17 protein-coding genes are annotated in these 21,653 nt (G+C 43.1%); 8 read left to right on the top strand and 9 right to left on the bottom strand.

The window, feature by feature from the left end:
• Positions 1-41: 41 nt before the first annotated feature.
• The 3 genes from FHS10_RS21900 to FHS10_RS21890 all read left to right on the top strand — a co-directional run bounded on the left by FHS10_RS21900 (position 42) and on the right by FHS10_RS21890 (position 2,458).
• Positions 42-824 carry a hypothetical protein gene (locus FHS10_RS21900; RefSeq protein WP_259094791.1) on the top strand — a complete coding sequence of 261 codons (783 nt, stop codon included), beginning with the start codon at positions 42-44 and terminating at the stop codon, positions 822-824.
• Positions 825-833: 9 nt separating this feature from the next.
• The gene (locus FHS10_RS21895) at positions 834-1,733 is read left to right on the top strand and encodes a LysR substrate-binding domain-containing protein (RefSeq protein ID WP_259094789.1); all 900 of its coding nucleotides are present in this window, start codon (positions 834-836) and stop codon (positions 1,731-1,733) included.
• 185 nt (positions 1,734-1,918) lie between these two features.
• Positions 1,919-2,458 carry a DinB family protein gene (locus FHS10_RS21890; RefSeq protein WP_259094778.1) on the top strand — a complete coding sequence of 180 codons (540 nt, stop codon included), beginning with the start codon at positions 1,919-1,921 and terminating at the stop codon, positions 2,456-2,458.
• A 100-nt stretch (positions 2,459-2,558) separates the two neighbouring features.
• On the opposite strand, the gene FHS10_RS21885 is transcribed toward FHS10_RS21890, so the two are convergent.
• A complete protein-coding gene (locus FHS10_RS21885) occupies positions 2,559-4,217 on the bottom strand; it encodes a S8 family serine peptidase (RefSeq protein ID WP_259094776.1) in 1,659 nt (552 codons plus the stop codon).
• Between the two features lie 24 nt (positions 4,218-4,241).
• Complete coding sequence (amaB, locus tag FHS10_RS21880) at positions 4,242-5,783, bottom strand: L-piperidine-6-carboxylate dehydrogenase (RefSeq protein WP_259094758.1); 1,542 nt, start codon at positions 5,781-5,783, stop codon at positions 4,242-4,244.
• Between the two features lie 231 nt (positions 5,784-6,014).
• Between amaB and FHS10_RS21875 the strand changes: the two genes are divergently transcribed.
• Entirely contained in the window at positions 6,015-7,418 is a 1,404-nt protein-coding gene (locus tag FHS10_RS21875; RefSeq protein ID WP_259094755.1) for a tetratricopeptide repeat protein, read from the top strand.
• An 83-nt stretch (positions 7,419-7,501) separates the two neighbouring features.
• On the opposite strand, the gene FHS10_RS21870 is transcribed toward FHS10_RS21875, so the two are convergent.
• From FHS10_RS21870 to FHS10_RS21860, 3 genes are all read right to left on the bottom strand, one after another.
• Complete coding sequence (locus tag FHS10_RS21870) at positions 7,502-8,386, bottom strand: KilA-N domain-containing protein (RefSeq protein ID WP_259094752.1); 885 nt, start codon at positions 8,384-8,386, stop codon at positions 7,502-7,504.
• Positions 8,387-8,545: 159 nt separating this feature from the next.
• Complete coding sequence (locus tag FHS10_RS21865) at positions 8,546-10,540, bottom strand: M56 family metallopeptidase (protein ID WP_259094749.1); 1,995 nt, start codon at positions 10,538-10,540, stop codon at positions 8,546-8,548.
• Between the two features lie 2 nt (positions 10,541-10,542).
• On the bottom strand, positions 10,543-10,914 hold the full coding sequence (locus FHS10_RS21860; protein ID WP_259094740.1) for a BlaI/MecI/CopY family transcriptional regulator: 372 nt from the start codon (positions 10,912-10,914) through the stop codon (positions 10,543-10,545).
• Between the two features lie 170 nt (positions 10,915-11,084).
• Here FHS10_RS21860 and FHS10_RS21855 point away from each other — a divergent pair, with 170 nt between their 5' ends.
• Both FHS10_RS21855 and FHS10_RS21850 read left to right on the top strand, forming a co-directional pair.
• Positions 11,085-12,488, top strand: a complete 1,404-nt coding sequence (locus FHS10_RS21855; RefSeq protein WP_259094738.1) for an MBL fold metallo-hydrolase RNA specificity domain-containing protein — start codon at positions 11,085-11,087, stop codon at positions 12,486-12,488.
• Between the two features lie 132 nt (positions 12,489-12,620).
• A complete protein-coding gene (locus FHS10_RS21850) occupies positions 12,621-14,156 on the top strand; it encodes an IS1182 family transposase (RefSeq protein WP_259094736.1) in 1,536 nt (511 codons plus the stop codon).
• A 153-nt stretch (positions 14,157-14,309) separates the two neighbouring features.
• Here FHS10_RS21850 and FHS10_RS21845 read toward each other — a convergent pair whose 3' ends face one another.
• The 4 genes from FHS10_RS21845 to FHS10_RS21830 form a co-directional block, all read right to left on the bottom strand.
• Complete coding sequence (locus FHS10_RS21845) at positions 14,310-15,878, bottom strand: M28 family metallopeptidase (RefSeq protein WP_259094734.1); 1,569 nt, start codon at positions 15,876-15,878, stop codon at positions 14,310-14,312.
• Between the two features lie 764 nt (positions 15,879-16,642).
• Positions 16,643-17,335, bottom strand: coding sequence for a response regulator transcription factor (locus tag FHS10_RS21840; protein WP_259094730.1), 693 nt, complete (start codon positions 17,333-17,335; stop codon positions 16,643-16,645).
• Between the two features lie 124 nt (positions 17,336-17,459).
• A complete protein-coding gene (locus FHS10_RS21835) occupies positions 17,460-19,274 on the bottom strand; it encodes a sensor histidine kinase (RefSeq protein WP_259094726.1) in 1,815 nt (604 codons plus the stop codon).
• Between the two features lie 206 nt (positions 19,275-19,480).
• Complete coding sequence (locus FHS10_RS21830; protein ID WP_259094723.1) at positions 19,481-19,846, bottom strand: DUF3127 domain-containing protein; 366 nt, start codon at positions 19,844-19,846, stop codon at positions 19,481-19,483.
• Between the two features lie 84 nt (positions 19,847-19,930).
• Here FHS10_RS21830 and FHS10_RS21825 point away from each other — a divergent pair, with 84 nt between their 5' ends.
• On the top strand, positions 19,931-21,115 hold the full coding sequence (locus tag FHS10_RS21825) for a THUMP domain-containing class I SAM-dependent RNA methyltransferase (protein WP_259094717.1): 1,185 nt from the start codon (positions 19,931-19,933) through the stop codon (positions 21,113-21,115).
• A 24-nt stretch (positions 21,116-21,139) separates the two neighbouring features.
• Positions 21,140-21,637, top strand: coding sequence for a hypothetical protein (locus FHS10_RS21820; RefSeq protein WP_259094715.1), 498 nt, complete (start codon positions 21,140-21,142; stop codon positions 21,635-21,637).
• Positions 21,638-21,653 lie beyond the last annotated feature (16 nt).

The following is a 21,653-nucleotide window of genomic DNA, read 5'->3' as shown; positions in this document are numbered from 1 at the left end:
ATTATCTTAGCATGTTGAAGCTTTTTACTAACTTGTTTGCGATGAGATCATTTAAGCTGATATTTATTTTTTGCAGCTGTTTTATTACTGCCCATTCATTCGCGCAAACCATAAGCAGTCCGCAGGCTATTGAAGACGATTTGCTGCGGATCTTTAAACGGGTTAATTATTACGGCACGCACAAAAAGGAATTTAAAGCCATTGATTCCTTAAAAAAGATGAATAGCATCTTTGCTTTCAAGCTTAAATATTATACCTCCAAATATCCCTTTACTATCAGTCAGAAATTTACATCGCTGGTAAAGGAGCGTATGGTAGTAGCCACATCGGCAGATGGCATGTTCCGTACCTACTCCTGGGATACCCGGCTGGGTAATGGCGGTTACGATTTTGATAATATACTGCAATACAAAGTTGGCGCACAAACGCAGTCGCTGTTAAAAATGGACCCTCCGGGTAAGGAAGCTTACTGGTTCCCTAAAATTTATACGTTTACGGCCAATAATAAAACCATGTACCTGGCGGTGTACAACTCTGTAATGTCGGCCACCAAAGCCGGGCAGGGCATCAGGGCCTATGCTATTGAAAAAGGAGTACTAAATGGGCGTGTGCCTATGGTAAAAACGCCCACAGCGGTACTAAGCCGCTTGTATTACGAATACGATTTAAACTCGGTTGCCGATTGGGATATCTTCCCAACCATAACAGTTGATGTTAAAAACCAAACCATCCTTACACCATTGGTGGATTATAAAGGCAAAATGACCCGCAAATTTATTACCTACAAATTTACAGGCAGGTTTTTTGAGAAGGTAAAAAGCTAACTTAGCGGCATGATCTCTTTCGCTCACCGTGTTTTTATGGAAGTTGCTGCCAATTTGAGTTTTTCGAAGGCGGCACAGGTGCTGTTTGTAACACAGCCAGCCATCAGCAAACACATTAAGGCGTTAGAGGATCAATATAAAGTACCCCTGTTTGAACGGAAAGGCAATAGCATCCTGCTCACCGAAGCGGGCAAAAAGCTCAATGAATACCTGCAGCAGGCTACCGAAATAGAACGAAAGATAGAATATGACCTATCGGTGCTGAGTAATCTTTCACAGGCCGCGGGGCATTTGCGTTTGGGAGCCAGTACCACCATTGCCCTGTACATTTTACCTTCTATATTATCCGGCTTCCAGCGTGAATACGCCAATGTAGATGTGCAACTGGTAAACCGTAACTCCGAATATATCCTGAACGCCCTGCTTAACCACGAGGTAGACATCGGTATTATTGAGGTTGATAATAAATTAACCACGGTATCCTACAAGCCGTTTATGAGCGATGAGGTGATACCAGTATGCTCTGCTAAAAGCCCTTTAGCGGGCCGCTCGCTTACGCTGAAGCAATTTGTTAAAACACCGTTGGCTGTTAGGGAACGCGGCTCAGGCACGCTGAACGCGGTATTAAAATCGCTTTCTGCACTGCATATCAAACCGGCCGATCTATCGGTAAAGATCCGCCTGGGCGGCACTGAAGCTTTAAAAAACTTTTTATTGGCCGATCAATGCCTCGGCTTTATGCCCCGCCCATCCATAGTAAGGCAATTAGCCGAAGGCGACCTGGTTGAAGTACCTATAGAAGGCTTAAAGATCACCCGGGATTTCTTTTTTATCCGCCGTAAGGGAACGGAGGATTATGGCTTAACCAGCAACTTTATTAATTTCGCGTTGCAGCATATCAACAGCTAATCTCTTTTTAATTCCCTGCTATAACATCTGCCTTGTAAGCAATGGTATGCTTTTACTTTATCGGTTAGTTTATTAGCATCAAGCCGTGTTTAACTGTCGCAAATAACCCGTAAAGTGTCGTTTTTTGCCCCGTCTTGTTTAGCCTTTCTAACCTTATCTTTGAGATATAACATAAGGGATAAGCCATGAAAGATCAGCAAAGTAACCTACCACAACCATTAGCTATCGAGCTTCAATCAACAGCAAAAGATTTAATAGCGGCAATTGAGGCCATCAGCAATGATGATTTTAACAGCGCACCCTTTGAAGGTAAATGGAGCGCGGGTGAAAATGCCGAGCATGTAAGATTGTCGGTTGAGGGCGCTCCTTCGCTATTGAAAGGACCGGCAGCTAAAACCAACCGCGCACCCGACGAGCATGTTAATGCCATCAAAACCTTGTTCCTTGATTTTAACGCCAAATACCCATCGGCACCAGGCCTTATACCGGCTGCGAAGCAATATGATAAGCAAACGTTGATCAAGGCGCTTACTGCCGCGTTTGATGAAGTAGCGCAGGTTTTAACGCAATTAGATCTTACCGATACCTGCACCGCCGCCGAGTTTAATGGCATAGGGAAACTTTCCCGCCTGGAATGGATTAGCGTGGCGGTATACCACACGCAGCGACACACGTACCAGTTAGAGTTGATCGAAAGTAAACTAAAAGAAAAGGCCGCCAATTAAAGGCAGCCATTTGATCTAATCTTTTATCCTTGATCTATAAATCCTTTGTTCCAAAGTCCAACAGTCTCAAAGTCTGCCAATCCCAAAGTCCAATAAAGGCCTACTTCCGCTCTCCTGTCATTTTTGATGCTATTTGTAATGCCTTGTAGGCATTTACAATACCGCCGGTTTTACTCAGGGTGGTAAAGTCAACCTTTTCGGTTTTGCTGCCGGGTTTATATACCATGGTGCCGGTTAAAGGCGTGGCCGATTGCAGAATGGCTTCTTTTAACTGTTTGGCGCTCAGGGTTGGATAATATTCCAGGATAAGGGCCGCGATGCCCGCTGTTATGGGCGATGAAAAGCTGGTACCATCTTCGGTATTAAATTCAGCATCGGCGTCAATGGTAGTTACTTTTACGCCTGGTGCAAAAACATCTACATTTTTTTTGCCATAGTTGCTAAAATCGCCGGCCAGGTGATCGCCTAATTTGGCGCCCGACGCACCTACGTTGATTAGGTTATCCGCATCGGTTGATGAGCCATCAAGAAAAGTATCATTCGGGTAATCCGGGTCTTTATCCATATCGGCATTGTCATTACCTGCTGCCAATACTAAAAGTACATCTTTAGCCGCGGCGTATTTAAAAGCTTCATCCACCCATTCTTTATGAGGAGATATCTTTTTGCCGAAGCTCATGTTGATGATCTTTGCTCCGTTATCAACCGCGTAATGGATGGCATTGGCTACATCCTTATCATACTCATCGCCATTGGGTACGGTTTTAACCGCCATGATGCGTACATTATCGGCCACACCATTGATGCCATAGTTATTGCCGCGGATGGCTCCTATCAGCCCGGCTACGCCTGTACCGTGCGATGCGTCGGCATATTTTAACAGGTTGTTGCCGTATGGTTTATGATCCATGCTATCTACGTTATCGCCAACAATGCGCTTGCGGGATTCCAGGTCGGGCGATAGGTCGTTATTCAGTTTTTCCAGGTATTCGCTCAGGTCTTTAATAATGGCGGCGTTGGTTTTGTTGCCTCCCTCCTGCGAAAATATAGTTGCCCATACATACTTGCTCTGGCTTAAGGTATCGTTAGTGGTGGTGATCTTTACCAGGTCCGTCTCTTTAAAAGTACCGCCGGCATCAAGCTTAAGGGCTTTTTTAATGTAGCCGCTGGTAGCCATCAGCGCGTTCATAATAGGCTGTAGCTGCTCGGTTTCGGTGCGGGCTTTGTTTATGGTAGTATCATAAACGGTTTTAACCCGCTGCCAGTAGGCAAACGCTTTTTTATCAGGTGCGGTAGCCTCGGTAAGCGTGGCGTATTTATCCTTTAACTTATTGTATTCGCGTACCTCTTCGGTGGTTTCGTTAAAATCGGCTTTACCACCCGCACCGCCTAAAAAGTTCCAGCCATGGATATCGTCAATATATCCGTTATGATCGTCGTCAATGCCGTTACCGGGGATCTCTTTAGTGTTTACCCACAAAATGCTTTTCAAGTCCTTTTGCAGGGTATCAACCCCGCTATCAAGGGTGGCAACTACCACGGTTTTGCTTTGTTTACCTTTTACAAACAGATAGGCTTGTTTAGCGCTGATACCAAAAAAGCCGGTTTCCTTCAAATCCATTAATTGCCAGTGCCTTGGCGGCTCGGCATCGGGTTTGGCCACAGCATCGGGCTGCGGATTGGTTTGCGCAAATACAGAAAAGCTAACACTAAATGAAGCAAAAAGAACGGTAGATATTAAAGGACGAAAATTGAACATGTACAGTTATTAGTAATAAAAAAATTAGAGGTCGAATTTGATCCCCTGGGCTAAAGGCAACGTTTTTGAATAGTTAATAGTATTGGTTTGCCGTCTCATATAAACTTTCCATGCATCAGAGCCAGATTCGCGACCGCCGCCGGTTTCTTTTTCGCCGCCAAACGCGCCGCCTATTTCCGCGCCCGATGTACCAATGTTTACGTTGGCAATTCCACAGTCAGAACCCGCGTAGGATAGGAATTGTTCTGCCTCACGTAAATTATTAGTCATGATGGCCGATGATAAGCCTTGTGGTACACCATTTTGCAGGTCGATAGCCTCTTCAATGGTTGAATATTTAATGAGGTACAAGATAGGCGCGAAGGTTTCATGCTGCACTATCTGGAAATGATTTTCTACTTCGGCGATACATGGCTTCACATAACAGCCAGATGAATAGGCATCGCCCTCAAGCTTGCCGCCTTCAACCGCGAACTTGCCACCCTCGGCTTTACATTTCTCAATCGAATTTAAATAAAGCGCTACCGCGTCCTGGTCAATCAGCGGGCCCATATGGTTATGCTCGTCCAGCGGGTTACCAATGCGGATCTGCGCGTAAGCATTTACCAGTTTTTGTTTAAAAGTATCGTAAACACTTTCATGGATGATTAACCGGCGGGTGCTGGTACAGCGTTGCCCGGCAGTGCCCACTGCGCCAAATACAGCGCCGATGAGGGACATATCCAAATCGGCATTTTCGCTGATGATGATGGCATTGTTACCGCCAAGCTCTAACAAGCTATTACCCAACCTCGCGCCAACCGCGGCGCTTACCGCTTTACCCATGCGGGTTGAACCGGTTGCCGATATCAGCGGGATGCGGGTATCATTAGCCATTAGCTCGCCAATGTTACGGTCGCCAATTACCAGGCTTAATACGCCTTCTTCAATATTGTTTTTTGCCAAAACCTCCTGCGCAATGTGCAGGCAGGCTATCGCAGTTAATGGTGTTTTTTCTGAGGGTTTCCAGATGCTTACATCGCCGCAAACCATGGCTAATAAAGAATTCCAGCTCCAAACCGCAACGGGAAAGTTAAATGCCGAAATGATTCCCACAATACCCAGTGGATGGTATTGCTCATACATGCGGTGATTAGGGCGTTCGCTATGCATGGTTAAGCCATACAGCTGCCTGCTTAGGCCAACGGCAAAATCGGCAATATCAATCATTTCCTGAACTTCGCCCAGGCCCTCTTGCAGGCTTTTGCCCATTTCGTAGGATACCAGGGTGCCCAGGTCCTGCTTATAGGTGCGCAATGCATCGCCAATTTGCCTTACTATTTCACCGCGTTTGGGGGCGGGTGTTTGTCGCCAGGTTTTAAATGCTGTAGCCGCCGTGGTAACTACCTGGTTATAATCGGCTTCGATGGCAAACCTTACCGATGCTATTTTTTTGCCGTCAACCGGCGATATGATGTCTTTTACTGTAGCGCCCGTGCTGCTGCCCCAGGTGCCGCCTGTACTAAAAGCGTCATTTACATCGTTTATATGTAAACGTTTTAGAATAGCCGAAATATCCAAGCTCATAATTGTTACTTTTGCCAAAGGTAGAAATCTTTGAGGCAATATTTGAAATTGCGGGGTTTTAATGATTGCTGTTAATTATCAATCATTTGTAATTAACAGTTGTTAACAATGTGTGAATGTTGAAAACTAAATTGTATTAAGGTTGCTTACTTGTTGTAATTTAAACTCAATAAGTCTTTACAAAGCAATTACATTGTTAACCTAAAGCGGATGTTCTGCAAACAAAATTGAATGGAAGAAGAATTTGAATTTGGTTTTACTGAAGATCCCAAATTTTCGGTAGAACGGTACGAGGAAATGATCCGAAATCACGACCAGTACTTTTTTGATGCCCAGGCGTTTGAGAACATTATCGACTATTACATAGAGAAAAATGATCCGCCGAAGGCACTGCAAGTTGCAGAGTATGCGCGTAATCAGCACCCATTTGCAGCGGTATTTTTAATTAAACAGGCCCAGTTACTGGTAGTAGGTAACAAAGTGCCCGAGGCTTTTGCCGCGCTTGAAAAAGCCGCTATGCTGGAAGCATCGGATGCCGATATCTACATTATTCGCGGTAACCTGTACGAGAGTATGGAGCGCTTTAGCGAGGCCCTTGAAAACTATGAAAAGGCGCTGGAACTTGCCGAAGAAACCGACGAGATCCTGCTGCACATTGCCTACGTTTACCAAAACATGGGCGACTATGATACCGCCGTGAGCTACCTTAAGCTTTGCCTTAAGCAAAACATGGAAAACCAGGATGCCCTTTACGAACTGGCTTTTTGCTACGATGTAATGGACAACCAGCAGGAAAGCGTTCAGTTTTATCAGCAATACATTGATAATGAGCCATACAGTTATGCCGCATGGTATAACTTAGGCAACGCCTACACCAAGCTTAGCTTATTTGAAAAGGCCATTGATGCTTATGATTACGCCATTCTGATTAAGGATAGCTTTGCATCGGCCTACTTTAATAAGGGTAATGCCCTGGTTAACCTGGAGAAATATGCCGAGGCTATTGAGGTTTATCGCCATACGTTTGAGTACGAGCAGCCTAATGCTGATACCTATTGCGCTATTGGCGAATGCTACGAAAAACTGGAGCAAATGGACGATGCCCGTGCGTTTTACAAAAAATCGGTTAAGATGGACCCTAAGCTGGCCGATGCCTGGTTTGGCATTGGTGTTACGCTTGATTTTGAGGAACGTTATTTTGAGGCTCTGCACTTCTACAAAAAAGCACTCGACCTGGATATCGCGAATGCCGATTACTGGTTTGCCATTGCCGATGCCGAGTACAAACTTGGCCATATGACCGAAGCCGAGCAGGCTTACGAAAAGGTGGTTGAGCTAAACCCGCTTGATATTGATGCCTGGCTGGATTACTCTTCTATTTTATATGAGCAGCAAAGGTTGGTTGGCGCTATCGAGATTATATCGCAGGCGATAAAGAACAACCCCGAAGCGGCAGAGCTTTATTACCGTATGGTGGCCTACCTATTTGCCAAAGGCGAATTTAATGAGGCCCTTAACCAACTGGAAATGGCCCTAACCAGCGACCCGGAAAAACATTATATTTTATTTGATTACCTGCCTCAGTTACAATCAAACAAGGTAATAGTTGATATCATCAACCGGTATACGAAGTAGGTTTTTAGATGTGCAGGTTTCAGATGTGCAAATAAAAAAGGGGATGATGATTTCGTTATCCCCTTTTTCTTATGGCTTTTATGTCAATTTTTTTCTTTGTCACCGTTGCCAATTTTTTTCGGGAAAGATGTGCCTTTTTCTAATCTAAATGGACTTTTTATTTTATCGGTAGTGTAAGATGATTTGCGTAAGGATTTAAGTTGCGAAATAGCATTTTTTCTCAAATCCAATAATCTATCTCTTTGCGGTACTCCCTTACCTATTAAATAAGCATTGTTGTTTTCAAGATTTGACAACACGATTAATTGGTGTACATCGGCCAAATCTCGCATGTTTAATCCCTTGCTGGCATGATCTGGATTTTTTTCTTTCCATTGCTTCGCCGTTAGTCCGAATAAAGCAACGTTTAACATGTCAGCTTCATTTGAATAGATATATTTTGATTGATCTTCGGTTAAATCAGGGATAATATGTTCTTTGATGGCATCGGTGTGAATTACATAGTTCGTTTTTGCTAAAAAGCGACGATAGTCCCACCCTGAAGCTATTCTATCAGCTTCGTCTTTCTTTAATCTTTGATATTCGGTAACTAATAATAATTGAAATTCAGGGCTAATCCACATTCCAAAATGAAATGCAATGTCTTTATGTGCATAAGTGCCCCCATAACGCCCTGTTTTAGACTTGATACCTATAGCGTTGCATTTTTCGGTTAAATCTTTAACGCTTACTTTAAATGAATTTCGCCCGGCTCCGTTGGTAATTATGGCGAATTCGCCATAATTAAAATCGGAATTATTTAAACGCTCCCAAACTGAAATATAGTCTAAAGTGTTTTTGTTTCTAAGCCAGTCGGTTATAAAAAATTCACCATCTTTAGATTTTAACATATCTGTTAAACAGATGTAGTCATTATCCCCTTCAGTTAAAATGGTGATTTCATTATTGTTAACTTTTATCTTGCCCATTTTGCCATCAACTCCTTATTTAACCAGTATAAATATATGGCATAGTATATCTTAAATTTGATGTCTAAATTACAACGATTAAATGGAAAGTAAGTCCTTAAACATGTTTCCTGTGGATTATCTCTTCATAGCAATAGCGGTTCTTCAATCGTCTGCACATTACTTCTTAGTTGTAATCAACACCACCCCGTTAAATGCCTTATCGCCATAAAGACTGGTAGCCGATTTGTCTTTTAATACACTAATGCTTTCTATTGTATTAACATCAACGGTTTTCATTTTATCCTCGGTAATTTCTTTTCCGTTAAGTACATATAGGGGCTGGGCAACTTTACCGTTTTTATCGGTTGATAGCAACCCTTTGTATTCGACTTTGCCGGCTACATGGCCTTTAAGGGTATCTCCCGTGGTTTCAACGCCGGTATATAATGGTGTATTATCTGGTCGTGGTGTTTGCGCAGCACCGGTTTTATTGACTGGTTTTTTGTCGTCGGCCAAAGTGAAGCTGATAGGCACTGAATATTGTACCCGCACCGTTTTGCCTTTTTCCTTACCTGGCGACCATTTAGGAGATATAGCCAGAACCCTAAGCGCTTCGGCATCAATATCCGGGCTTACACTTCTTACAACTTTATAGCCCGATAGCGCCCCGTCTTTCTCCACCACAAACGTAACAATCACACGGCCTTGAATACCTTTTTCGCGGGCATCTTTGGGGTAGCGGACATGAGAACCCAGAAACTTTCCAAATGCTTCTACTCCTCCTGGAAATTCGGGCAGCTGCTCAACAGAAGCATAGGTGCCATTGGGGTTTGGAATTACCTCTCTAACTACCGGGGGCGGATCACCTTGTTGGTTTGTGTTGGTCAGCTTATCGTCCTTATCTAAAGTGAAACTGATAGGTACAGTAAATTGTGTGCGTACTTTATGGTGATTTTGTACCCCGGCTTTCCAGGTTGGCGATAATTTTAAAACCCTAAGCGATTCCTCATCAATATCCGGACTGATGCTGCGCAGCACCCTAATGTTTGATAGGCTGCCATTTTTTTCAACAACAAAGGTGCAAATTACGCGTCCCTGAATATGGTGTTCCCTGGCTGTTGCTGGGTACCGGATGTTTGATGCTAAAAATTTACCGAAAGCTTCAACGCCTCCCGGAAATTCGGGCAATGTTTCTACTGACGAAAATATCGCATCTGTGGTATCGGGAAGGCTTTTAATTTCGGCTCCTTCTATTGGCTCGTTTTTGCCAAGTACGGTTGATAGGTCGGCCTGGGCTGCCGGGGTAATAAAAATCTCTTGCGCTTTGGTATTGATAGCCGTAACGGTTTGGCTGTTGTTGATGGTAGCCGACGACAGGATCAGCATTAAAATGAACAATGGCGCAGATAAGCCATACTTAATAAGCCTGATGCGCTGCGATTTGTTTTTTTGCAACATGATAATACGTTTTTTTAACAAGCTGTGATTAAAAAACGGGTTTACCAGCTGATGGGTAGGCGCGTTAAAGGTTTGTTTGAGTAACAGCAGTGCATAATCTGCCTTGTTGGTACCCGCCTGTACGGCCTGCCTATCGGCAATAAACTCGTGAATGTGTTTAATGGCAAAGCGATAAAAGTAAACCACCGGGTTAAACCAGTTAATGATCATCACCATTTCAATAAGCAATACATCGGCCGAGTGCCATTGTTGCGCATGCACCTGCTCATGGGCTTCTATAATGGCATTATCGGGGTTGCTTTCATCAAGCTTAACAGTTTTAAAGAAGGAATAGGGCGCAACTGTTTTAGGCATGCTCAACACCTTTTTAAGCTTAAACAGCTGCCAGGTAAGTTTTGCTGATAACACCAGGATGCCGCCTAAATAAAGCAGCGCGAATAATTCGCCTAATTTAAATGAGCTTTCTGCTATGGGTTTAAACTGGTACTCCATTACCGGGATGCTGTAAATAGTATACTTTACCTGTTTGGTAATAAACAGGTTTTGTACCCAATTTGCCTGTATCACCGGGATAAAGAACGAGAGCAGCGCCGCCGTTACCAGGTAAATTCTGTTAAGCTGAAAAAAGGTTTCGCGCTGTAACAGCAAAACGTAAAAAGCATAAAACAAAACCAGGTAAATATTTACCAGTAACAAATACTGCCACCAAATCATAACTACTTGTCTTTAAGTTTTTCAATCAGTTTCATGATCTCATCAGCCTCCTTAAGGTCGATCTTTTCTTTCTTTACAAAAAAGGAAAGCATGCGGTTAACCGAGTTATCAAAATAGCCGCTCAGTAATTTATCCGAAGCAAAATCCTGGTATTGGTCTTTACTTACTATGGGATGATACTGGTGGCTTTTACCAAATGCTGTGTGGCCAACAAAGCCCTTGGTTTCCAGGATCCTGATAATGGTAGATACCGTATTGTACGCTGGCTTAGGCTCGGGTAACAGATCTATAACATCTTTTACGTACGCTTTTTCCAGCTGCCATAATACCTGCATTAACTGTTCTTCGGCCCGGGTTAACTCTTTAATTTCCATGTGCTTTAATAATAAAAAATGGCCGATACTTATTTAAAATTACGCCGGCGTGTCCAATTGGTTAATCTAAGTTAGATACTATAAACGAAATTAACAACTAAAAACTTAGTTTTGTTTTTATTAAACATTTAATGTGCATTTTCGTTGCATCTTTTTCATCCCAATTATAAATGAATATAACTTTTCATGGCGCTGCACGTAACGTTACCGGCAGCAAGCACCTTATTCGTTTAAAAAACGATACTGGTATACTATTGGATTGCGGCATGTTCCAGGGCATGGGCGATCAATCTGAAGAACTCAACGAGCATTTTGGCTTTAACCCCAAAAAGGTCGACTATATGATTCTGTCGCACGCGCATATCGACCATTGTGGCTTAATTCCGCGGTTTGTTGCCGAAGGGTTTACCGGGCCTATATTTTGTACATCGGCCACGATGGACCTTGCCCGCATCCTGCTGTTAGATTCGGCCCACATCCAGATGCAGGATGTGGCATACAGCAATAAGCACCGCGAACGTAAAGGGCTGCCCCTGTTAGAGGCCTTGTATACCGATGAAGAAGCAACCAATGCCCTGCGCCAGTTTAAAATTGTGGAATATGGCGAGGAGCACGAAATTATGCCGGGCGTAAAATTTAAGTTTACCGATGCCGGGCATATCCTGGGCAGCGCGGCTGTGCATTTATCCATCATGGAAGATGGCAAGCTTACACGAATCACTTTTAGTGGCGATGTAGGCCGTTATGACGATATGTTGTTGAAAGATCCCCAACCATTTGACCAGGCCGATTACATTTTGCTGGAATCAACCTACGGCGATTCGCTGCACAAAGAATCGGGGCCGATTGAAGATGCCTTATTAGAGATCATTAAACAAACCTGCGAGGTTAAAGGAGGTAAGGTAATTATTCCGGCATTTAGCGTTGGCCGTACCCAGGAATTATTATACGCCTTGAACGCACTTGAGTTAAGAGGTATTTTGCCCGATCTTCATTATTACGTAGATAGCCCCCTATCGCAAAAAGCCACAGAAGTATTGATGAACCACCCCGAGGTTTATAACAAGGAGGTGCAGGCAGTGTTAAAAACTGATGTCAACCCGTTTGGCTTTAAGGGGTTGCGTTTCATTCAGTCAACAGAAGAGTCCATCGCCCTGAATAATGATCCGCGACCTTGCGTTATTATTTCCTCATCGGGCATGGCCGAGGCCGGGCGGGTAAAGCATCACATTAAAAATAACATCAACAGCAATAAAAACACCATTTTGATGGTAGGTTATTGCGAGCCAAATTCCCTGGGCGGCCACTTGTTACGAGGCGATCATGAGGTACATATTTTTGCCGAAACGTATAAAGTTAACGCCGAAGTACGGTCGCTAAAGTCAATGAGTGCACACGGTGATTATGACGATCTGTTGCATTTTTTATCCTGCCAGGATCCGGCAAAAGTAAAGGAGATATTTTTAGTACACGGGGAGTATGAAGTACAGCAGCATTTTAGCGGCAAGTTAAAAGAGAAAGGTTTTAAACATGTACAGATTCCTTATCAACATCAACGGATAGACTTGCAGTAAATAAAAAACGAGGCTGTATCATAAATCATGGTACAGCCTCGTTTTTATTTGACAAAGGGCAAAGAATAGACTATCTATGCCTTGTTTTAATCATCTGATTTTCATATATTTAATATATAAACAGATGAAACAATGGCAATAAAACTACCTGTTTTCAAGGCTTATAACCAGCAGCAGATCATGGCACTTCCACCTTCTTTGGAAGAATTAATCCCGGCTAACCATCCGGTCCGTGTTGTAAATGAGGTGATTAACAAGCTCAATATCGAACCTTTACTAAAAGCGTATAACATCCGGGGTAGTTCGAGTTACCACCCTCAGATGCTGCTTAAAGTGCTTGTTTATGGTTATGTTACCAATACCTATTCCAGTCGTAAGCTTGCTGCCGCCTGTAAAGAAAGCGTTTACCTGATGTGGCTGAGTTCGATGAGTTACCCTGACCATAATACGATTAACCGTTTTAGAGGCGTACGTCTAAAAAACGCGCTTCGCAGCGTATTTGAAGATGTTGTCAAGCTTTTGGCCGGGGAGGGCTTACTTAGTATCGAGGAAGTTAACACCGATGGAACAAAGATCGAGGCCAATGCGAACAAGTATACCTTTGTATGGAAAAAAGCAATAACAACCAATAAGGGAAAAATGGCAAAGCAACTTGAGGAGATTTGGCAATATGCCCAGCAGGTTGCCACCGAAGAAGATAAGATGCCGGAGCCGCCTGACTTTACTACCATTGACAGCAGCAAAGTAAACGCCACCGTAGAGCTATTAAATGAAAAGCTTGCCGGCAAACAGGATGTTGGCAAAAAAACAAAGGCAAAGCTAAAGTATGCAACTAAACACTACCCGGCCAACATCATTAAATATGAACAGCAGGAGGCTATCCTGAAAGAGAGGAACAGTTACAGCAAAACAGATCAGGATGCTACTTTCATGCGAATGAAAGAAGATCACATGAAAAACGGCCAGTTAAAACCCGGTTACAATGTGCAGATATCTACCTCTAACCAGTTCATCGTCAATTATACCATTCATTCTAATCCAACAGATACCAATACATTAAGTGTTCATTTAACTCAGCACGAGACCAGCTTTGGCAAAGCGCCGCAAGTACTTATTGCTGATGCCGGGTATGGTTCCGAAGAAAACTACATGCTGCTTGAACAAAGGGAAGTCACCGCTTTTGTAAAGTATGGGATGTTTGACAAAGAGCAAAATGAAACCCACAACAACAAACATCCTTTTGCCTCAAATAAGCTTTTCTATAACCAGGAGAAGGATTGTTATACTTGCCCGATGGGACAGCCGATGGGTTACATTGGGACATGCACCCGGGAAACAAGTACCGGTTTTGAACAGACTTTAAAAAGATATCAGGCAAAAAACTGCGTTAACTGTCCGTTGAACGGTGCCTGTCATAAATCCAAAGGGAACAGGATAATTGAAATCAATGAAAACCTAAACCGGCTAAATCAAAAGGCACATACACTGTTAACCAGTGAAGAAGGTATAAAGAGGCGAAAGAAACGCTGTTTCGATGTAGAGCCGACTTTCGGAAATATTAAACAAAACCATGGGTTCAAAAGGTTTATGCTTCGAGGTCAGGAAAAAGTGGAGATTGAATGGGGATTGATTGCAATCGCACAAAACTTAAGGAAAAAAGCAGCTTAAAAGAGCTGTTTTAGCCATTTTCAGCTTCGTAACCTTCATTGTAAATCTCAATTCATTAAATTGTCTAATCTTCGATTATCAGATTATAACAAAAGAGACTGTACCATTTGATTTATGATACAGCCTCTTTTTCAATCACAATAACGTTATTCCTTAAAACCCTCTTGCCGGTTGTGGCTTAGGTAGTTCTTTTCTCGGGATCATTTGCTCGCGCTGGGCGGTGTTGTAAACAAACGATGCAACTATGGTAGCAGCCTGTTTCAAATCATCTTCAACTAACCTGTCATAGGTGTCCTGGTTGCTATGGTGTGTACGTGAACCGTAATCAATAGCATCCTGGATGAACTGGAAGCCCGGAATGCCAACCGCGTCAAATGACTGGTGATCTGTACCGCCGGTGTTGCTGATGGTTACCGTGGTAGCACCAAGGTCTTTAAAAGGCTCCAGGTACGATTTAAAGATCGGTCCGGCTGCTGAGTCTCCTTGCAGGTAAATACCGCGGATTTTGCCCGTGCCGTTATCCAGGTTATAGTAGGCTGATAGTTTTGCCTGCTCGGGCTTTAACTCCATGGTTTTAGGATCGCCAAAGTGGTTGAGCACGTAACCGCGTGAGCCAAATAAGCCCTGCTCTTCAGAGCTCCAAAGCGCTATGCGGATGGTTCGTTTTGGTTTAAAACCGATGGTCTTTAATATGCGCATGGCCTCTAACATGACCGCGCTGCCTGCAGCATTATCTGTAGCGCCGGTTGCGGCATGCCATGAATCAAGGTGGCCACCTATCATTACTACCTGGTCTTTGAGTTTTTTATCGGTACCAGGGATTTCGCCAACTACGTCATAACCCTGCAAGTCATCGGTGAAGAACTGGGTTTTAATATCGGCTTCCATTTGTACCGGTTTGCCGGCGTTTACCAAACGTAAAATACGCTGATAATCTTCGCTGCTGGTTTCCAGTTCGGGTGCAACGGCTTTAGCGGTATCGGCATAAGAAGCGCCGTTGGTGGTAAATACGGTGCCATCGGTTCCACGGGCTTGGCTTAGTAGCAGGGCAACTTTTTCGGCCTGTAAAAATGTGCCTAATGTAGCACGGAATGCACGAAGCTTGCGCATAGCGGCAAACTGTGGCGAGTTAGGATCAAAAGCATTACGCTGGCGGGCGGGGGCCATGGTTGCTTTTTCCATTTTATCAAGCTCTTCGTCGGTATAGCGGGCAGCATCGGCTTTAAAGGTTCGTTCGGTAAGTGGTTTGGTATCAAATATTACAATTTTACCAGCCAGTTTGCCTTTGTATTTATCTAAATCGGGCAATGAATCGGCTTTGATCACCATTACGTCGCCTTTGATTGCGCCGCCGGTGCCGGGTGTCCAGGCTTTAGGGATGGCGATGATAGCGTGGTAGTAGGGAACGGTGATAGCCGCATAGTTTTTTTGAACTTCCCAGCCTTTACCAAATTTGCCCCATGATTCTAATTTGGCATTGCTCATGCCCCAGGTTTTCAGTTGTTCAACGGCCCAGTTTTGCGCGCGTTTTAAGCCTGGCGAACCTGCCAAACGCGGACCAGATACATCGGTAAGGTAGAAAGCCGTTTCCATCACTTTGGAGTGGTTTAAACCTTCTTCCCTTATCTTTTGCACCATCGCCTGGTCTACTGCCTCCTGGGCAAATAACCGGGCGCTTATGCCCGCAGAAAGCAGGCATGAAAAAAGTAATTTTCGTTTCATAGTTAATAAATAATGAGATCAGTTGTTAACAAACCTATTTATTAATCGGCATAAAACCGAAATTGTGCTTTAACAAAGTTGTTACACGTAAAAGTTTTTGCGGTATATTTGATTTATGAGCGATTTTAAATAAGACCGAACTGCTTTTAAAGCTCAAACGGCCAAGGAGGCTGCCGACCATGCTACATATTATAAGAGCCTTACATGGCAGGAAAGACTACGCATAGCTATTTGTTTAAATAGCATTGTGCAATTATCCTGAAAACGAGCCTCCAAAAATGGATAAAACCGTATTCAGTAGGAGAAAATTCAGAACCCGATGGGTAACATTTTTAACGACATAGCTTTTATTTAGCTCATCGCCGATACTAATGTTCCACCGGAACGGGTGGAACGCATGGAACACCCCGAACACCTTTATTGTTGATAATCAATGTATTGAGCTTTATCAAAAAGGCCAATCTGTGGAACACCTTAACTCCTGTACATCAATCACTTATCGGAGAAAAGGCCAAAATAGACTCATATTATCTGTCTATACTGACAAAATAGTGTCACCATTTATGTCTGTCAGATAGTTTGTGTTGTCCTGAAAAAGTTTACACTTTTATTGATTAGTCTTGTGTTTAGTTTACAGCGCTTCTGGGCATTTGCAGGAAATTATGTTCCTTTTGAAAATCAAACGTTTTTAAAACATCAGGTAGAACTGTTTATTCTAATTCAAGTTTCTTAATTTACTATAAGGATATAAGATTTTAAAAAGCCTAATTGATCAGCAATTTATAGCCCCTGCCGTGCACGTTGATGATCTCTACATTAGGATCATCCTTCAAATACTTGCGGATCTTGCTTAAGAACACATCCATACTACGACCGTTAAAGTAGTTATCATCGTGCCATATGTTTAGCAGGGCTTCTTCGCGTGTAAGTACCTCGTTTTTGCGCATGCATAATAACCGCAGCAGCTCGGCTTCTTTGGTTGATAGCTTTTGGTTGGATTCGCCTATGTTGATGATCTGTGAGGTATAATCAAAAGTATAGCGGCCTATTTTAAAGCTGGTTTGTTTTTCCTCTTCGGTTTTTTCGGTACCGCTGGTGCGTTTGAGCAAGGCGTTTATGCGTAGCAATAACTCTTCAATACGGAATGGTTTGGTGATGTAATCATCGCCGCCAAGGTTAAAGGCCTGGGTTTTATCCTCTATCATGCCTTTTGCGGTAGCAAAAATAATAGGTACTGTAGGGTTAATTTTCCTGATGTCTTTACCTAAGGTAAAGCCATCTTTTTTAGGCATCATTACATCCAGGATCAAAAGATCAAAGGTGTGTTTGGTAAAAGTGCGCAACCCCTCTTCGCCGTCTTTACATAAAATAACGTCGAACTTGCCTTTTAACTGCAGGTAATCCTGTAACAGCAAGCCCAAATTGGCATCGTCCTCAACCAGTAGTATTTTCTTCATGTTATGTTAGTCCGGAAGTCGGGAAAGTCCGAAAATCCGGAAGGTTATTAGTAAAATTTGTTGTCGGCCATAAAAGCAGCTTCTTTCAGACTTACGGACTTTTCCGACTTCCCGACTCACCCCCTCAAATCGCCGCAAACTTCAATTCAAATTCTGAGCCTTTTTCCCGTTCAGATTTTACGCTGATGGTTCCGTTTAAACGTTTCACTATGGTGTTAACATAGCTTAAGCCCAGCCCAAATCCTTTAACATCGTGCAGGTTACCGGTGGGGATACGGTAAAATTGTTCAAAGATCCTGGTTTGCTGGTCGCGGCTCATGCCTATGCCTTTATCTGCCACCCTTATCACCACCTGCCCGTTTTTATTGGAGGTACCAATGGTAATATCCGGATTATCGGCACTGTATTTTATGGCGTTATCAACCAGGTTATATAAAACGTTCGAAAAATGAAGCTCATCGGCAATGATGATCGCGTTTTCGGCATCCAGCTGCAGTGTTGTTTTGGCGTTGCATTTATGCAGTTTAAGTGCCATGCTATCCAATACAACACTTATCATTTCGTTTACATCAAGCGGCGTTTTATCCAGCTTGAAATCATTTTTTTCAATACGGGCAATATTCAGCACACGTTCTATATGACTGCCTAAACGTTCGTTTTCTTCAAAAATTATGTTAGCTAACCGGGTTATCCTATTTTGATCGCTGGTGATCTCTTTATCACGCAAAGCTTCGCTGGCAATCATAATGGTTGACACCGGCGTTTTAAACTCGTGCGTCATATTGTTAATGAAGTCTATTTTCATTTCAGATACCTTTTTTTGTTTGAGGATAGCAAAAATGGTATAAACAAAACAAACCAATAGCACGATAAGTAATCCGCCAGAGGTACCTACCGTAGCGGTCATATTCCCGAGGATGAGCGAGTTTTTTTGCGGGAAGGTCAGCCTGATCTTTCCAGGGTCATTGATCAAATCTTTGCCAAAAATAGTGGTTTGGTAAGTATTGGCCTCAATAAATACCGGCTTATTGCCCTCCAGGTCGTTGGCTTTTGAAAATATAACCGAATCATTATTAGCTTTGGTAATTTCATAACTGAAAGGTAAATTGATGCCTTTGCTATGCAGCTCAAAACGTAACAAAGTATCTATCCAAAATAAATTTAAACGCTTGGTGAGCGACTGTCCTGTTTTACTATACTCTAAAGCAAGGTTTTCAATAACGTTGGTTTTGCTTTCGCTGGTGTGTAGATTTTGTAGCGAGTCGGTCACCAGCATTTTTTTGATCTGGGCAACCTGGCGCTCTTTCTGCTTGCGTTGTTGCTCGCGCTGCCAAAGCGGGTTAATACGGGGGATCGAGATCACCTGTTTGCCAAATTGCGGGTCGGGATACTCATAACGCAGCGTATCGTACTTATGAAGCTTTTTCGGCACTTTTAGGGCGTGGGTAATGTGGGTGCCAATTACCTGTTGTTTATAGCTGGCGTGTACTACGCCCTGGTCGTCTGTGAACTGGGCAAGGGTTACTTTGATATCAACGGTGCCTTCCTGTTGTAGCAGGTCGCTCAACTCATCATCCAGCTTTTTGTGGTTAACCATGCGCTCCAGACTGTCGCGCAGCAAGGCAATCTTTTTTTCCCTAACGGTTTGTTTCTTGGTTGATTTAACGGCGTAAAGCCTGTTGGTACTGCTTTTAACTACTTTTATGCCCGATTGATCGAGGCTGTTTACCCTATCAAGCGCTTTGGCGTTTAAAAAATTGTTGGCATCCTGTTTGGTTACTTTTGATACCACGTTGCTTAGGGCTTCCCTCACGGTACTATCAAACAGCTCTGATTGCATTTTGTACGATTGCTTTAAAAAGTACAATTGCATAGCCATTACACCCAAAAGTGCAAGCCCCATTAAGCCAATAATCAAACCTATGCTGCGTTTTTTCATTTGTTAACAAGCAAAAATATTTTAAATAAGCCAACAAAAGCGGCTTTTAACAAAATTTAACAAATGTTAATTGCCAATAACAGTTTGAAAGATAGCCAATTGCCATCAATTTATAGCTATTGATAATTGGGGACTAAAAAGTGCTGTAAACAGAAAAAGCCCCCGATAAGGAGGCCTCTTTTATCAATATTTTTTACGATGAATGCTTAGAAAGGCAAATCGTCGTCATCGCTTGATGAGCTGATATCTGCTGCTGGTGCTGCATATTCTGGTGTTGAGGCTGCGCCTGCACCGGCTAATACAGTTATTTTCCAAAGCTGTAATGAGTTAAAATAGCTTTTTTTGCCGGTTTTATCTGTCCATGGGCGACCTTTAAGGTTAAAGGAAACCTCAACGTCGTCACCAATTTTAACATTATCTATCAAAGCGCAACGATCCTGGATGGCTTCAAACTTCAAATATTCGGGATATTGAGGATTCTCAACGTACTCTAATATCAGTTCGCGTTTCTTCAATGAATCAGTTACTTGCTGTGTTGGCGACACTTCGTGTACTTTACCTTTAACTTCCATAATCTTCAAATAATTTAAAATGTAAAGTTAATAGATAAGAAATTAAAATAGGGGGTTTTTAATTCATAAATTTGCAAATTCAATATGCAAGTTTTCCACACCGAGAGTAAAATCATAATCACCTGTAACAAAAGGCTGTCGAGCTACCTTCAACAGGAAGTAGAAGCTTTGGGCTATAAGCCAACCCGCGTTTTTCAAACCGGGGTTGAGCTGTTGGGCACCATTACAGATACCATTGCGCTTAACTTAAACCTGCGCTGCGCAAGCCAGATATTATATTTGATCAAAAGCTTTAAAGCGGCCGATCCTAAAGAACTTTACGAAGAGCTGGTTACCATTGAATGGGAAAAGCTGATTGATTTTAGCGGATACTTTTCGGTAACATCAAACGTAAATAACGAGCACATCCTTACCCCTTTGTTCGCCAACGTAAAGGTTAAGGATGCTGTTGTTGACAGGATCAAAGAGGTAAAAGGCATCCGCCCAAACTCTGGCGCCGAAGCCAACAAAACCGTAGTACACCTGTACTGGCAGGATAATGAGGCCGATATCTTTTTAGATACATCGGGCGAAACGCTGGCCAAACACAGCTACCGCAAAATACCGGGCAAAGCCCCCATGCTGGAGGCGCTGGCCACATCAACCATTATGGCTACCAATTGGGATCGTAACAGTACCTTCATCAACCCGATGTGTGGCTCTGGTACCTTAGCTATAGAGGCTGCTCTGCTGGCTACCGACAAACACCCGGGCTTGTTCCGGATGAATTATGGGTTTATGCACATTATGGGATACGATGAAACGGTATTTTTTATCGAGCGCCGTAAATTAAAAGACAAAGCAAAAAAAGAGATTGGCTTTAAAATTATAGCTACGGATATTTCACAGGATGCGGTTGATATTGCCCAAAAGAATGCGAAAACCGCTGGGGTAGAACATTTAATTGATTTTGCTGTTTGTGATTTTGAAGAAACCGATGTGCCCGAAGGGGCCGGTGTAGTAATGTTTAACCCGGAATACGGCGAGCGTTTAGGCGTACACAGCAAACTGGAAGCTACTTATAAACGTGTAGGCGATTTCTTGAAAAAGAAATGCCTTGGCTACAGGGGCTATGTTTTTACCGGCAACCCGGATCTGGCTAAAAAGATTGGACTGCGCCCATCACGCCGGATTGAGTTTTATAATGGCAAGCTGGATTGCCGCTTATTTGAGTATGAGTTGTATGATGGCAGCAAGCGCGACCCAAGTGAGCGCCCGCAGCCTAAATAACAACGTTAATAAAAGAACACACGAATGAAAAAGATCATATTATTAGTAATAGCCGTTTTATCATCTGTCTACAGCATGGCTCAAACGGAGCTGGCCTTCCCTTTCCAGGGAGGCGCGCCGGTGATGACCAGCTTTTTTAAAGATAGCCTGGTGGTATCGCCCGAGATTGTAAAGGCAAAGGCTACCGGTACCGCGGTTTTTAAATTTACTGCCGATACCAAAGGCACTATAAGCCGCATAGTGATTTACCAGGCAGATGATTACATTTTAACAGCACCGATCATTGAGGCGCTTAAAAAGTCAAATCATAAATGGATTATCCCCGATCATGAAAAAACGCACGATTTTATCTTGCCGTTTTCTATCGCGTTTAATCCGCCGGCTATACCCAGTAAGGCTTTGGTAATGAAGGTGTATGATTTTTATGCTAAACGTAAACCCATTACTGCGGGTAATCAGATCCCCTTAGATAATGCTACATTATTGCCAACGGTGATAGTTAATTACGATTTGGGGCAGTAGTTGGTGGTTGGGGTTA

The organism is Mucilaginibacter dorajii, assembly GCF_024808255.1.
Taxonomy (GTDB): Bacteria; Bacteroidota; Bacteroidia; order Sphingobacteriales; family Sphingobacteriaceae; genus Mucilaginibacter; species Mucilaginibacter dorajii.
Note: the sequence above shows the minus strand (reverse complement) of the source record. Positions and strands in the feature narration are given on the sequence as shown.

What these genes read in the sequence shown, in the direction of transcription:
- FHS10_RS21830 (WP_259094723.1), bottom strand. Translation starts at nt 19,846, where the DNA reads ATGGAAGTTAAAGGTAAAGTACACGAAGTGTCGCCAACACAGCAAGTA.
- FHS10_RS21850 (WP_259094736.1), top strand. Translation starts at nt 12,621, where the DNA reads ATGGCAATAAAACTACCTGTTTTCAAGGCTTATAACCAGCAGCAGATC.
- FHS10_RS21895 (WP_259094789.1), top strand. Translation starts at nt 834, where the DNA reads ATGATCTCTTTCGCTCACCGTGTTTTTATGGAAGTTGCTGCCAATTTG.
- FHS10_RS21875 (WP_259094755.1), top strand. Translation starts at nt 6,015, where the DNA reads ATGGAAGAAGAATTTGAATTTGGTTTTACTGAAGATCCCAAATTTTCG.
- FHS10_RS21845 (WP_259094734.1), bottom strand. Translation starts at nt 15,878, where the DNA reads ATGAAACGAAAATTACTTTTTTCATGCCTGCTTTCTGCGGGCATAAGC.
- FHS10_RS21840 (WP_259094730.1), bottom strand. Translation starts at nt 17,335, where the DNA reads ATGAAGAAAATACTACTGGTTGAGGACGATGCCAATTTGGGCTTGCTG.
- FHS10_RS21860 (WP_259094740.1), bottom strand. Translation starts at nt 10,914, where the DNA reads ATGGAAATTAAAGAGTTAACCCGGGCCGAAGAACAGTTAATGCAGGTA.
- FHS10_RS21825 (WP_259094717.1), top strand. Translation starts at nt 19,931, where the DNA reads ATGCAAGTTTTCCACACCGAGAGTAAAATCATAATCACCTGTAACAAA.
- amaB (WP_259094758.1), bottom strand. Translation starts at nt 5,783, where the DNA reads ATGAGCTTGGATATTTCGGCTATTCTAAAACGTTTACATATAAACGAT.
- FHS10_RS21855 (WP_259094738.1), top strand. Translation starts at nt 11,085, where the DNA reads ATGAATATAACTTTTCATGGCGCTGCACGTAACGTTACCGGCAGCAAG.
- FHS10_RS21885 (WP_259094776.1), bottom strand. Translation starts at nt 4,217, where the DNA reads ATGTTCAATTTTCGTCCTTTAATATCTACCGTTCTTTTTGCTTCATTT.
- FHS10_RS21865 (WP_259094749.1), bottom strand. Translation starts at nt 10,540, where the DNA reads ATGATTTGGTGGCAGTATTTGTTACTGGTAAATATTTACCTGGTTTTG.
- FHS10_RS21835 (WP_259094726.1), bottom strand. Translation starts at nt 19,274, where the DNA reads ATGAAAAAACGCAGCATAGGTTTGATTATTGGCTTAATGGGGCTTGCA.
- FHS10_RS21900 (WP_259094791.1), top strand. Translation starts at nt 42, where the DNA reads ATGAGATCATTTAAGCTGATATTTATTTTTTGCAGCTGTTTTATTACT.
- FHS10_RS21820 (WP_259094715.1), top strand. Translation starts at nt 21,140, where the DNA reads ATGAAAAAGATCATATTATTAGTAATAGCCGTTTTATCATCTGTCTAC.
- FHS10_RS21890 (WP_259094778.1), top strand. Translation starts at nt 1,919, where the DNA reads ATGAAAGATCAGCAAAGTAACCTACCACAACCATTAGCTATCGAGCTT.
- FHS10_RS21870 (WP_259094752.1), bottom strand. Translation starts at nt 8,386, where the DNA reads ATGGGCAAGATAAAAGTTAACAATAATGAAATCACCATTTTAACTGAA.